This window comes from Kitasatospora sp. NPDC051914, assembly GCF_040680995.1.
Lineage (GTDB): Bacteria > Actinomycetota > Actinomycetes > Streptomycetales > Streptomycetaceae > Kitasatospora.
Genome location: NZ_JBFAXX010000007.1, coordinates 112,960 through 124,842, shown reverse-complemented (window position 1 = coordinate 124,842; position 11,883 = coordinate 112,960). Strand labels below are relative to the sequence as shown.

Annotated in this window: 12 protein-coding genes and 1 riboswitch; of the genes, 6 read left to right on the top strand and 6 right to left on the bottom strand. The window is 73.3% G+C overall.

All coding sequences use genetic code 11. The features are described 5' to 3' along the window. Positions 1-11 precede the first annotated feature (11 nt). The 3 genes from thiE to AB0M03_RS07260 form a co-directional block, all read right to left on the bottom strand. Entirely contained in the window at positions 12-656 is a 645-nt protein-coding gene (thiE, locus tag AB0M03_RS07270) for a thiamine phosphate synthase (RefSeq protein WP_363489377.1), read from the bottom strand. Continuing rightward, positions 656-1,021 carry an Rv2175c family DNA-binding protein gene (locus AB0M03_RS07265; protein WP_363489375.1) on the bottom strand — a complete coding sequence of 122 codons (366 nt, stop codon included), beginning with the start codon at positions 1,019-1,021 and terminating at the stop codon, positions 656-658. The genes thiE and AB0M03_RS07265 overlap by 1 nt, the downstream gene beginning before the upstream one ends. A gap of 114 nt (positions 1,022-1,135) precedes the next feature. Beyond that, positions 1,136-2,281, bottom strand: a complete 1,146-nt coding sequence (locus AB0M03_RS07260; protein WP_363489460.1) for an FAD-dependent oxidoreductase — start codon at positions 2,279-2,281, stop codon at positions 1,136-1,138. A 125-nt stretch (positions 2,282-2,406) separates the two neighbouring features. Then, a riboswitch (TPP riboswitch) is annotated at positions 2,407-2,519 on the top strand. On the opposite strand from AB0M03_RS07260, the gene thiO reads away from it, so the two are divergent. The 4 genes from thiO to pknB all read left to right on the top strand — a co-directional run bounded on the left by thiO (position 2,514) and on the right by pknB (position 6,559). Next, complete coding sequence (thiO, locus tag AB0M03_RS07255; protein WP_363489373.1) at positions 2,514-3,668, top strand: glycine oxidase ThiO; 1,155 nt, start codon at positions 2,514-2,516, stop codon at positions 3,666-3,668. Its footprint overlaps the riboswitch before it by 6 nt. After that, positions 3,662-3,886, top strand: a complete 225-nt coding sequence (gene thiS, locus AB0M03_RS07250; RefSeq protein WP_363489371.1) for a sulfur carrier protein ThiS — start codon at positions 3,662-3,664, stop codon at positions 3,884-3,886. Before thiO ends, thiS begins: the two co-directional genes overlap by 7 nt. 2 nt (positions 3,887-3,888) lie before the next feature. Further along, positions 3,889-4,686, top strand: coding sequence for a thiazole synthase (locus AB0M03_RS07245; RefSeq protein WP_363489369.1), 798 nt, complete (start codon positions 3,889-3,891; stop codon positions 4,684-4,686). Between the two features lie 124 nt (positions 4,687-4,810). Beyond that, positions 4,811-6,559 carry a Stk1 family PASTA domain-containing Ser/Thr kinase gene (pknB, locus tag AB0M03_RS07240; RefSeq protein WP_363489458.1) on the top strand — a complete coding sequence of 583 codons (1,749 nt, stop codon included), beginning with the start codon at positions 4,811-4,813 and terminating at the stop codon, positions 6,557-6,559. A 15-nt stretch (positions 6,560-6,574) separates the two neighbouring features. On the opposite strand, the gene AB0M03_RS07235 is transcribed toward pknB, so the two are convergent. Next, the gene (locus AB0M03_RS07235; protein WP_363489367.1) at positions 6,575-7,204 is read right to left on the bottom strand and encodes a sulfite oxidase-like oxidoreductase; all 630 of its coding nucleotides are present in this window, start codon (positions 7,202-7,204) and stop codon (positions 6,575-6,577) included. Between the two features lie 188 nt (positions 7,205-7,392). Between AB0M03_RS07235 and bfr the strand changes: the two genes are divergently transcribed. Then, the gene (gene bfr / locus AB0M03_RS07230) at positions 7,393-7,872 is read left to right on the top strand and encodes a bacterioferritin (RefSeq protein WP_363489365.1); all 480 of its coding nucleotides are present in this window, start codon (positions 7,393-7,395) and stop codon (positions 7,870-7,872) included. Positions 7,873-7,874: 2 nt separating this feature from the next. Here bfr and AB0M03_RS07225 read toward each other — a convergent pair whose 3' ends face one another. Next, entirely contained in the window at positions 7,875-8,129 is a 255-nt protein-coding gene (locus AB0M03_RS07225; protein WP_363489363.1) for a (2Fe-2S)-binding protein, read from the bottom strand. 161 nt (positions 8,130-8,290) lie between these two features. After that, positions 8,291-9,640 carry a class II 3-deoxy-7-phosphoheptulonate synthase gene (locus tag AB0M03_RS07220; protein WP_363489361.1) on the bottom strand — a complete coding sequence of 450 codons (1,350 nt, stop codon included), beginning with the start codon at positions 9,638-9,640 and terminating at the stop codon, positions 8,291-8,293. Positions 9,641-9,943: 303 nt separating this feature from the next. Between AB0M03_RS07220 and AB0M03_RS07215 the strand changes: the two genes are divergently transcribed. Further along, positions 9,944-11,881: an anthranilate synthase family protein gene (locus tag AB0M03_RS07215; protein ID WP_363489359.1), complete on the top strand. Its 1,938-nt coding sequence runs from the start codon at positions 9,944-9,946 to the stop codon at positions 11,879-11,881. Positions 11,882-11,883 lie beyond the last annotated feature (2 nt).

The following is an 11,883-nucleotide window of genomic DNA, read 5'->3' as shown; positions in this document are numbered from 1 at the left end:
CGGCTTGGCCCTCAGGCGTTGCGGAGGCGGCGGGCCAGGGAGGCGGCTGCTGCGCCCGGGTCTTCGGCGGCGGTGATGGCGCGGACGACGACGATCCGCCGGGCGCCGGCCGCGAGGACCTCGTCGAGGTTGGTCTCGTCGATGCCGCCGATGGCGAACCACGGACGGTCCGTCACGGCCTTGGCCGCGTAGGAGACCAGGCCGAGGCCGGGTGCGGGCCGGCCGGGCTTGGTGGGGGTGGGCCAGACCGGGCCGGTGCAGAAGTAGTCGACGCCCGGTTCGGCGATCGCGGCGTCGACCTCCGCCTCGGCGTGGCAGGACCGTCCGATCACGACCCCTTCACCGAGGATCGCGCGGGCGGCCGGCACCGGCAGGTCGTCCTGCCCGAGGTGCAGCACCTGCGGCCGTGCGGCGTGCGCGACGTCGGCCCGGTCGTTGACGGCGAAGAGCTTGCCGTGGCGGCGGGCGGCGTCGGCGAAGACCTCCAGGTACTCGAGTTCCTGGCGGGCCTCCAGACCCTTGTCGCGGAGCTGGACGATGTCCACGCCGCCCGCGAGCACCGCGTCGAGGAACGCGGGCAGGTCGCCCTGCTCGCGCCGGGCGTCGGTGCACAGGTACAGCCGGGCGTCCGCCAGGAGCTCGCGCGGGTCGGCCATCAGAGCGCCATCGCCTGGGCGCGGCGCTTGACCTCGGTGGCGCGGTTCTCGTGCAGGGCCTGGATGGGGCTGCCGGGCAGCGACGGGTCCTCGGTGAAGAGCCACTCGAGGATCTCCTCGTCGTTGAAGCCGGAGTCCCGCAGCACGGTCAGGGTGCCGACGAGGTGCTTCACCGGGCCGTCGGGGGTGATGAAGGCCGCGGGCACCTGCAGCGACTTGTTCTCCCCGCGGCGGACGGCCAGCAGGGTGTTGGACTTCACCATGTTGCGGACCTCGGTGACCTGCACCCCCCACAGCTCGGAGATGTCGGGCAGGTACATCCAGGCCGGGACCAGGGCGTCAATCTTGGGATCGATCTCACTCACGGCACCAGACTGCCACCTGCCGGGCCCCGCGTGCACGCAGCCCGCACCGGGCGCGGGTGACCGATGACGGATCGTGACCGGACGGCCGCCGGGCGTCGGGGGCCGGGCGCCGGGTCAGGCGGCGGCGGACTTGAGTTGCACCTCGGGGTCGGCCGCGCGGGCCGGGTCGAGCACGGTGCCCTTGTCGATGAGCCGCTTGGCCTGGTTGAGGTCGCGCGGCCGGTCGACGGCGAGCAGGGCGGTGAGGGCGCCGTCGCGCAGCCACAGCACCGACCAGGTGGGGTCGTCGGGCGTGCCGCGCCACAGGAGTTCGTCGGCGTCGCCGTGCCGCCCGGCGTACTGGACCATGCGGCCGAACTGCTCGGACCAGAAGTACGGCACCGGGTCGTACGCGGCGTCGGAACCGAGCAGCGAGGCGGCGGCCGCGGCTCCGGAGTGCAGGGCGTGGTCCCAGTGCTGGACGGTGAGCCGGGTGCCGGAGCGGGCGGAGGGGTAGGAGACGCAGTCGCCGGCGGCCCAGACGCCGGGGGCGGTGGTGCGCAGCCGTTCGTCGGCGAGGACGGCGCCGTTCGTGTCGAGGGCGACGCCGGAGCCGGCCAGCCAGCCGGTGGCGGGGCGGGCGCCGATGCCGACGACGACGTGGTCGGCCGGGACGTGGCTGCCGTCGGCGAGCAGCAGGCCGCCGGGCTCGACGGCGGCGACGCCGGTGCCGCAGCGCAGGTCGATGCCGGCGTCCGCGTACCAGCGGGCCATCAGCGCGCCGAGTTCGGCGGGCAGGGCGCCGGGCAGCGGGGCGGGCCCGGCCTCCACGACGGTGACGCGGCAGCCGAGCCGACGGGCGACGGTGGCGGTCTCGGCGCCGATCCAGCCGGCGCCGACCAGGGCGATCCGGGTGCCGGGGGTGAGGTCGGCGCGCAGCGCGAGGGCGTCGTCGACGGTGCGCAGCAGCCGGGCGCCGGCCGCGCCGGGCAGTTCGACGGCCTCGGCGCCGGTGGCAACGACCAGGGCGTCGTGGTCGAGCGGGCCGGCGTCTGTGTGCAGGACGCCCGGTTCGAGGCCGGTGGCGCGGCGGCCGAGGAGCAGCTCGACGCCGAGGTCCTCCCAGTCGATGTCGAAGGCGGTGCTGTCGGTCTTGCCGAGCAGGACGTCCTTGGACAGCGGCGGCCGGTCGTAGGGGCGGTGCGGCTCGTCGCCGACCAGGGCCACCCGGCCGCCGAATCCCCCCTGCCGCAGTGCGAGCGCGCACTGCGCGCCGGCCATGCCGGTGCCGACGACGACGACCCGGTCCGTGCTGTTCAGCTCTGCCACGGCGGCCACCCTATCGGCCGGGGTGTCCAGCCCGTGTACGCCCTTTCGGGGTGGGCGACACCCGGCGTTATGGTGGGTGCACACCACACGGGAGCCCGGTGCACCGGGCTGAGAGGCGGGCTGGAGCGGCCTGCGACCGTCCGAACCTGATCCGGGTCATGCCGGCGAAGGGAGAATCAGCGACGTGGCACGGTCCCATTCCGACGTGCTGGTGGTCGGCGGCGGCATCATCGGGCTCGGCGTCGCCTGGCGGGCGGCGCAGCGCGGCCTGTCGGTGGCGCTGGTCGATCCCGCCCCGGGCGGCGGTGCGGCGCAGGTCGCCGCGGGCATGCTGGCGCCGGTCACCGAGTTGCAGTACGGCGAGGAGCCGCTGCTGCGCCTGGGGATGGCGTCGAACGAGCGGTACGAGGCGTTCGCCGCCGAGCTGACCGAGGCGACGGGCCTGGACACCGGGTACCGGCGGACGGGCACGCTCGCGGTGGCGCTGGACGCGGACGACCGCGAGGAACTGCGCGAACTGCACGCCTTCCAGGGCCGGCTGGGCCTGGACTCGCAGTGGCTGACCGGGCGGGAGTGCCGCCGACTTGAGCCGATGCTGGCTCCGGGCGTCCGGGGCGGGCTGCTGGTCACCGGGGACCACCAGGTCGACGGCCGGCGCCTGGCCCGCGCCCTGGTCGCGGCCTGCGAGCGGGCCGGGGTGGTGCTGCACCGGGCGAGCGCCGGGGAACTGCTGGTCGAGGACGGCCGGGCGGCGGGCGTGCGCACCGACGGCGGCGAGGAGCTCGCGGGCGACAGGGTGGTGCTGGCGGCGGGCTGCCGCAGCCACCTGCTGCCGGGCCTGCCGGAGGGTGTGCTGCCGCCGGTCAGGCCGGTGAAGGGCCAGGTGCTGCGGCTGCACGTGCCGCCGGCGTACCGGCCGTTCCTGTCGCGCAACGTGCGGGCGGTGGTCCGCGGGCAGCACATCTACCTGGTGCCGCGGGCGGACGGCGAGCTGGTGATCGGCGCGACCAGCGAGGAGCAGGGCTTCGACACCACCGTCACCGCCGGCGGGGTCTACGAACTGCTGCGCGACGCACACGAGTTGGTACCCGGTCTGACCGAGCTTCCGCTGGTGGAGACCGGCGCCGGGTTGCGCCCGGGCTCGCCCGACAACGCGCCGCTGCTCGGCCCGACCGCGCTGCCGGGGCTGGTCGCCGCCACCGGGCACTACCGCAACGGGGTGCTGCTGACGCCGGTGACCGCCGACCTGCTCGGCGAGTACCTGGCCACCGGGAGCGTCCCCGGACTCGCCGCCCCCTTCTCCCCCGACCGTTTCCACTCGAAGGCCCTCGCATGCTGAACACCGAACCGGCGCCCGTCCCCCTGTCCGTCAACGGCGAGCCGCGCGAGCTGCCCGCGGGCACCACGCTGGCCCAGGTGGTGGCCGAGGTCAGCGCCGCGAACACCGGGGTGGCGGCCGCGGTCAACGAGGCCGTGGTGCCGCGCGGGGCCTGGCCGGCGACCGTGCTCGGCGCGGGCGACCGGGTGGAGATCCTCACCGCCGTCCAGGGAGGCTGACGATGGCCGACGACCTGCTCACCATCGCGGACACCACCTTCACCTCGCGCCTGATCATGGGCACCGGCGGCGCCCCCAGCCTGGACGTGCTGGAGCAGGCGCTGCAGGTCTCCGGCACCGAGCTGACCACGGTGGCGATGCGCCGGGTCAACGCCTCGACCCAGGGCTCGGTGCTGGACGTGCTGGCCCGCAACGCGATCCGGGTGCTGCCGAACACCGCGGGCTGCTTCACCGCCGGGGAGGCCGTGCTGACCGCCCGTCTGGCCCGGGAGGCGCTCGGCACGGACTGGGTGAAGCTCGAAGTGATCGCGGACGAGCGGACGTTGCTCCCCGACCCGATCGAACTCCTGGACGCCGCCGAGACGCTGGTCGACGACGGCTTCACCGTGCTCCCGTACACCAATGACGACCCGGTGCTGGCGCGGAAGCTGGAGGACGTCGGCTGCGCGGCGATCATGCCGCTGGGCTCGCCGATCGGCTCGGGCCTCGGCATCCGCAACCCGCACAACTTCCAGCTGATCGTGGAGAGTGCGGGCGTGCCGGTGATCCTCGACGCCGGCGCGGGCACCGCCTCGGACGTGGCGCTGGCGATGGAACTCGGCTGCTCCGCGGTGATGCTGGCCTCGGCGGTGACGCGGGCTCAGGACCCGGTGCTGATGGCGGACGCCATGCGGCGCGCCGCGGAGGCCGGGCGCCTGGCCTACCGCGCGGGCCGCATCCCGCGCCGCTTCCACGCCGAGGCGTCCTCCCAGATGGCCGGCCGCGCCCACCTCGACACCCGCGAGCACCCGGCGTTCTAACGCTCCGGGGCACCCCGCGCCCCCGGGGGCGCCACCGCATGTCTCAACATCGGCACAACCCGGCCCGGGGCCGCGCCGTCCCGAGCCGAGGGTCACCCCTGCGCCCTACACTCCTCGGGTGGACATGACGCTCGACGACCCCCTGATCGGTGCCCTGCTCGACGGCCGGTACCGGGTGGATCGCCGCATTGCCGTCGGGGGCATGGCCACCGTGTACCGCGGCACGGACACCCGGCTGGACCGGGTCGTCGCGCTGAAGGTCATGCACCCCGCGCTGGCCGCCGACGGCGGCAACGAGTTCACCGGCCGGTTCATCCGCGAGGCGAAGGCGGTCGCCCGCCTCTCCCACCCGAACGTGGTGAACGTCTTCGACCAGGGCGCCGACGGCCGGGCGGTCTTCCTGGCGATGGAGTACGTGCCCGGGCGGACGCTGCGCGACCTGCTGCGCGACCGCGGGGCGCTGTCGGCGCGGGCCGCCCTGGACATCCTGGAGCCGGTGCTGGCCGCGCTGGGCGCCGCCCACCGGGCCGGCCTGGTGCACCGGGACGTCAAGCCGGAGAACGTGCTGATCACCGACGGCGGCATGGTCAAGGTCGCCGACTTCGGCCTGGTCCGCCTGCTGACCGGCACGGAGGGCGCGGGCGACGCCGTCACCAGCACCACCTCCACCGGCACCGTGCTCGGCACCGTCTCCTACCTCGCCCCCGAGCAGATCCGCCAGGAGGGCCCCACCGACCAGCGGGTCGACGTCTACGCGGCCGGCATCCTGCTGTACGAGATGCTGACCGGCGCCAAGCCGCACACCGGCGAGAACGCCATGCAGGTGATCTACCGGCACCTCAACGAGGACGTTCCGGCGCCCTCGCTGGCCGCACCCGGCGTCGGCCGGGAGCTGGACGCCATAGTGGCCGCCGCGACCGCCCGCGACCCGGAGGCCCGCCCCTGGGACGCCGTGGAGCTGCTGGCCGCGCTGCAGCGGGCCCGCCGCGCGCTCACCCCGGCCCAGCTGGACGCCGAGCCGCCGGCCTCCACCCGGCCGACCCCGCAGTACCCGACCGGTGAGATCACCGCGGTGGTCGACCGGCCGGTGGAGCGCACCAGCGTGCTGGACGTACCCGCCGACCTGCTGACCCCGCCGCGCCCGTACGACGAGACGGTGCCGGCCCGCCCTGCGCGGGCACCGCGGCCGCCGCGCTCGCGCACCCCGCTGATCTGGACCGCGGTGATCGCCGTGGTGCTGCTGCTGGTCGGCGGGGCGACGTACCTGCTCTCGGACGGGCTGTACACGACGGTGCCGAGCGTGCTCGGGCAGACCGAGGCGCAGGCGGTGTCGACCCTGGACGGGGCGGGGCTGCGCGGCACGTTCAGCCAGCAGTTCAGCGAGACCGTCAAGGCCGGGCAGGTGATCTCCACCGATCCCGGGGTGGGTGCCCGCGCCCGCAGGAGCGATCCGGTGAAGGTGGTGCTCTCCAAGGGTCCCGACCGGGTGCCGGTGCCGTCCGTGGAGGGCCTGCCGGTGGAGCGGGCCCGCAAGGCGCTCACCGATGCCCGGCTGACCCCGGGGACGACCCGCGAGGAGTTCGACGACGACGTGCCCGAGGGTTCGGTGATCAGCGCGGAGCCGGGCGCCGGCACCTCCGTCAGCCCGAACACCCCCGTCTCGCTGGTGGTCAGCAAGGGCATGGCGCCCGTCCCGGACGTGGTCGGCCTGAGCAAGGACGACGCCGCCAAGGCGCTCACCGAGGCCGGCTTCAAGGTGCAGACCACAGGGCTGAACCTGTTCGGCACCGGCAAGGTCTCCGGGCAGACCCCCAAGGCGGGCACCCCCCGCCCCCAGGGCAGCACCGTGGTGATCAGCTTCGGCCTGTTCTAGGCGCCCCCTGACGGGTTACCGCAGGGGCCCGTCGCCCGGCTTCTCCTGGTAGGAGTACCGCTGCTCGGCCCACGGGTCGGCGAGGTTGTGGTAGCCGCGCTCCTCCCAGAAGCCGCGGCGGTCGGCCCGCATGTACTCGACCGCCCGCACCCATTTGGGGCCCTTCCAGGCGTACAGGTGCGGCACCACGAGGCGGACGGGGAAGCCGTGCTCGACGGTGAGCGGCTCGCCGTTGCGGTGGGTGGCGAAGACGGTCTGCGGGTCGGTGAAGTCGGCGAGCCTGAGGTTGGCGCTGTAGCCGTACTCGGCCCACACCATGACGTGGGTGACGCCGGGGGCGGGCGGCACCAGGTCGACGACGGTCTTGGCGGCGACGCCGCCCCACTCGTTGCCGAGCATGGAGAAACGGGTGACGCAATGCATGTCGCCGCGCACGGTCACCCGCGGCAGTGCGTGGAAGCCCTCGAAGTCCCAGGTGTGCTTCTCGGCCGAGGCGGTTGCGCCGAACACCTGGAAGTCCCAGCTCTGCGGCTTGAAGCGGGGCACCGGGCCGTAGTGCAGCACCGGCCAGCCGCGCTGGAGGCGCTGGCCGGGCGGGAGTCTCGGGTCGGCCGGCTGCGCCGGTTCCGGTTCGTGCTGACCCATGACTCCATGGTCGCAGACGGCGGGCGATGTGCGTTGCGCGCCCCTCGTGCACGCCCCTCCACGAAATCCGACCATCGGCAAATCGGACAATGCGCCACAGAGTCGAGTAAGTGTGAACTTACTGGAATCACCCCCCGTTCCGGTGCCACGATGCGGGCAAGCGACGGACGGCTACAGGAAGGCACGCCATGCAGGGCGACCCCGAGGTCATCGAGTTCCTCAACGAGCAGCTCACCGCCGAGCTGACCGCCATCAACCAGTACTTCCTGCACGCCAAGATGCAGGAGAACAACGGCTGGACGAAGCTCGCCGCCTACACCCGGCACGAGTCCTTCGACGAGATGAAGCACGCCGAGACGCTGACCGACCGGATCCTCTTCCTGGACGCCCTGCCCAACTACCAGCGGCTCTTCCACGTCCGGATCGGCCAGACGGTCAAGGAGATGTTCGAGGCCGACCGCCAGATCGAGGTCGAGGCGATCGACCGGCTGCGCCGCGGCATCGTCGTGATGCGGGCCAAGAACGACGTCACCTCGGCCAACATCTTCGAGGCGATCCTCGCCGACGAGGAGCACCACATCGACTACCTGGACACGCAGCTGGAGCTGCTGGAGAAGCTCGGCGAGCCGCTCTACCTGGCGACGCTCGTCGAACAGCCGGAGAGCTGAGCTCAGGCGGCTTCGAGACCGCGCTCGGGCGAGGTCTCAGCTGCGGGATCGGCCAGCCCCAGCTTGGCGGCCAGCCTGGCCGTCGGGCACGGGCGGGCACCGTGCTCACCGAGCAGGGCCTGGATACGGCGGACGCAGGAACCGCAGTCGGTGCCGGCCTTGCAGCCCTTGGCTATCTGGCGCGGGGTGACGGCGCCGCCGTCGATCTCCTGCTTCACCTGGGCCTCAGTGACCGCATGGCACATGCACACGTACATCGGCGGTTCTCCCGGGCTGGTGTTCGTTGATCGGCAAGGCTCGCCTTACCTCGCTAAGCCTTACCTTACCCAAGGTACCCGCAAAGCAAAGCCCCTCCGCTCCCGGTGGCCCGGAAAGCGGAGGGGCGTTTGTCACATTGCGATCATCGTGGGCGCCGGCCTCACTGGTTGCGGTACATCTCCGCGACCAGGAAGGCCAGGTCCAGCGACTGGCTGCGGTTGAGCCGCGGGTCGCAGGCCGTCTCGTAACGCTGGTGCAGGTCGTCGACGAGGACCTCGTCGCCGCCGCCCACGCACTCGGTGACGTCGTCACCGGTGAGCTCGACGTGGATGCCGCCCGGGTGGGTGCCCAGCGCGCGGTGCACCTCGAAGAAGCCCTTGACCTCGTCGAGCACGTCGTCGAAACGGCGGGTCTTGTGGCCTGTCTCGGCCTCGAAGGTGTTGCCGTGCATCGGGTCGCAGATCCACACCGGCTGGGCGCCGGAAGCGGTGACCTTCTCGACCAGGGCGGGCAGGTGCTCGCGGATCTTGCCCGCACCCATCCGGGTGATGAAGGTCAGCCGGCCGGGCTCGCGGTCCGGGTCGAGCCGGTCGATCAGGGTGAGCGCCTCGTCGACCGTGGTGGTCGGGCCGAGCTTCACGCCGATCGGGTTGCGGATCCTGGACGCGAACTCGATGTGCGCGTGGTCCAGCTGGCGGGTGCGCTCGCCGATCCAGACCATGTGGCCGGAGACGTCGTACAGGTCGCCGGTGCGCGAGTCGGTGCGGGTCAGCGCCGTCTCGTAGTCCAGGATCAGCGCCTCGTGCGAGGAGTAGAACTCGACCGTCTTGAACTCCTCCGGGGCCACCCCGCAGGCGTTCATGAAGGCGAGCGCGTTGTCGATCTCGCGGGCGAGCTGCTCGTAGCGCTGGCCGGACGGCGAGTTGCGCACGAAGTCCTGGTTCCAGGCGTGCACCTGGCGCAGGTCGGCGTAACCACCGGTGGTGAAGGCGCGCACCAGGTTGAGCGTCGCGGCGGAGGCGTTGTACATCCGCTTGAGGCGCTCCGGGTCCGGGATGCGCGACTCCGGGGTGAACTCGAAGCCGTTGACCGAGTCTCCGCGGTACACCGGCAGGGTCACGCCGTCCCGGGTCTCGGTCGACTTCGAGCGCGGCTTGGAGTACTGGCCGGCGATGCGCCCGACCTTGACGACCGGCACGGAGGCGGCGTACGTCAGCACGGCCGCCATCTGCAGCAGGGTCTTCAGCTTGTTGCGGATCTGCTCGGCCGACACGCCGTCGAAGGCCTCGGCGCAGTCACCGCCCTGCAGCAGGAAGGCCTCTCCGCGCGCGACGGCACCGAGCCGGGCGCGCAGCTGGTCGCACTCGCCGGCGAAGACGAGCGGCGGATACGAGGCGAGGTCCGCAAGGGTCTTGCGCAGTGCCTCGTGGTCCGGCCATTCGGGCTGCTGCGCCGCGGGCAGGGACTGCCAGGAGAAGGCGGCCCCGTTTGTCTCAGTTGTCACGGTCACGGAGCCAAGGCTACGGGTTGTGACAAGCGAATTGTGCCCGCCGCCCGATGGGTGAGACGGGTGATGGACATTTCGGTGAGCGACTTCGCACCGCCGGAGCATCCGCTACGCTCGTCCCCGTGACCGCGCCGCACACCTTCTCCTGGTGGTGGGCCAGCCCGATGGGCGGCCCACAGCTCGCGCGTCCCTGAGACGACACGACGGCCGCCCTTCGGGGCGGCCGTCTGCGTGTTCCGAGGAGCAGGCGGCCCTCCCGCGAAGAGCGACCAGCCACCGCCCGCCTCCCGGAAGGAACGCCGCACCGTGACCAGCCCCGCCGAACTGCTCGCCCGCCTCACCGCCCCCGGCGCCCCCGCGTTCGCCCTGCTGCACCGCCGCGCCCCGCGGCTCGCCCCGGACACCGTCGAGGTCCTGGTCGGCACGGTCGGCGTCCACGACACCCTCGCCGAACTGCCGGTGCGCAACGGTGTCCCCGCCGACGGCCCCCGGCACGACCTGCTCGCCCTGGTCCCGTACCGGCAGATCCGCGAGCGCGGCTTCGACGCCCACGACGACGGCACCCCGCTGCAGGCGCTCGCCGTCGAGGAGCAGTACGCCTTCCGGCTGGAGGAGCTGCTGCCCGCCCTGCCGGAGCGCCCGGTGCGCCTGGGCGGCGGCGCCTTCGACATCGGGGACGAGGAGTACGCCGGGATCGTCCGCCGGGTCATCGAGGACGAGATCGGCCGCGGCGAGGGCGCGAACTTCGTCGTCCGCCGCGACTTCCACGGCCGGCTGGAGGGCTTCGACACCGCCCTCGCGCTCACCCTGTTCCGGCGGTTGCTGGAGCAGGAGCGCGGCGCGTACTGGACCTTCCTGGTGCACACCGGGGAAAGGATCCTGGTCGGCGCGTCGCCGGAGGTGCACGTGCGGCAGTCCGGCGGCACCGTCGTGATGAACCCCATCTCCGGCACCTACCGCCACCCGGCCGGCGGGCCGACCGTCGACTCGCTGCTGGAGTTCCTGCACGACCCCAAGGAGCTGGAGGAGCTCACCATGGTGGTCGACGAGGAGCTCAAGATGATGTGCACCGTCGGCGACCTCGGCGGCCAGGTGCTCGGCCCGCGCCTCAAGGAGATGGCCCACCTCACCCACACCGAGTACGAGCTGCGCGGGCGCACCTCGCTGGACGTCCGCGAGGTGCTGAAGGAGACCATGTTCGCGGCGACCGTCACCGGCAGCCCGGTGCAGAACGCCACCCGGGTCGTCCGCCGCTACGAGGCGACCGGCCGCGGCTACTACTCCGGCGCACTGGCCCTGATCGGCCGCTCCGCCAGCGGCGGGCAGCAGCTCGACTCCCCCATCTGCATCCGCACCGCCGACATCGACCCGGCCACCGGCGACCTGGTGGTGCGGGTCGGTGCCACCCTGGTGCGGCACTCCGACCCGCACTCCGAGGTCGCCGAGACGCACGCCAAGGCGGCCGGGGTGCTCACCGCGATCGGCGCCCGGCCCGCGCCGCCGAGGACGACCGCCCGCAGCGGCGGGCCGCGGCTGGCCGACGACCACCGGGTGCAGGCCGCCCTGGACGCCCGCCGGGCCGGCCTCGCACCGTTCTGGCTGCGGATGCAGCAGCCGGCGCCTGCCGCCGAAGGGCTCGACACCCTGGTGGTCGACGGCGAGGACACCTTCACCTCGATGCTGGCCCACCTGCTGACCTCGCTCGGCCACCGGGTCACCGTGCTGCGCTACGACACGCCCGGGCTGCGCGAGCGGGTCGCCGCCCACACCGGCGCGCTGGTGCTGGGCCCCGGCCCCGGCGACCCGGCGGACCCCGCCGACCCCAAGATGGCCGTGCTCCGCCCGGTCGTCGCCGACGCCCTGGCCGCCGTACGGGCCGGCACGCGCACCGCGCCGCTGCTCGCCGTCTGCCTCAGCCACCAGCTGCTCAGTGCCGAACTCGGCCTGCCGCTGGCCCGCAAGGCCGTGCCGTACCAGGGCGCCCAGGAGACCGTCGACCTGTTCGGCACCCGCCGCACGGTCGGCTTCTACAACACCTTCACCGCCCGCTGCGACGACGCCGCCGCCGAACGGCTCGCCACCGAGGGCATCGAGGTCGCCCGCGACACCCTCACCGGGGACGTCCACGCCCTGCGCGGACCGGGCTTCGCCGCCCTGCAGTTCCACCCCGAGTCGGTGCTCACCCGCGAGGGCGTGGACATCGTCGCCGGCCTGCTGCACACCGCGGCCGCCGTCCGAGGCTGAGC

Bases quoted from the DNA above. Each gene is read 5' to 3' on its own strand.
- pknB (WP_363489458.1), top strand. From the start codon at position 4,811: ATGACGCTCGACGACCCCCTGATCGGTGCCCTGCTCGACGGCCGGTAC.
- AB0M03_RS07235 (WP_363489367.1), bottom strand. From the start codon at position 7,204: ATGGGTCAGCACGAACCGGAACCGGCGCAGCCGGCCGACCCGAGACTC.
- bfr (WP_363489365.1), top strand. From the start codon at position 7,393: ATGCAGGGCGACCCCGAGGTCATCGAGTTCCTCAACGAGCAGCTCACC.
- thiE (WP_363489377.1), bottom strand. From the start codon at position 656: ATGGCCGACCCGCGCGAGCTCCTGGCGGACGCCCGGCTGTACCTGTGC.
- AB0M03_RS07245 (WP_363489369.1), top strand. From the start codon at position 3,889: ATGGCCGACGACCTGCTCACCATCGCGGACACCACCTTCACCTCGCGC.
- AB0M03_RS07225 (WP_363489363.1), bottom strand. From the start codon at position 8,129: ATGTACGTGTGCATGTGCCATGCGGTCACTGAGGCCCAGGTGAAGCAG.
- thiS (WP_363489371.1), top strand. From the start codon at position 3,662: ATGCTGAACACCGAACCGGCGCCCGTCCCCCTGTCCGTCAACGGCGAG.
- AB0M03_RS07260 (WP_363489460.1), bottom strand. From the start codon at position 2,281: ATGGCCGGCGCGCAGTGCGCGCTCGCACTGCGGCAGGGGGGATTCGGC.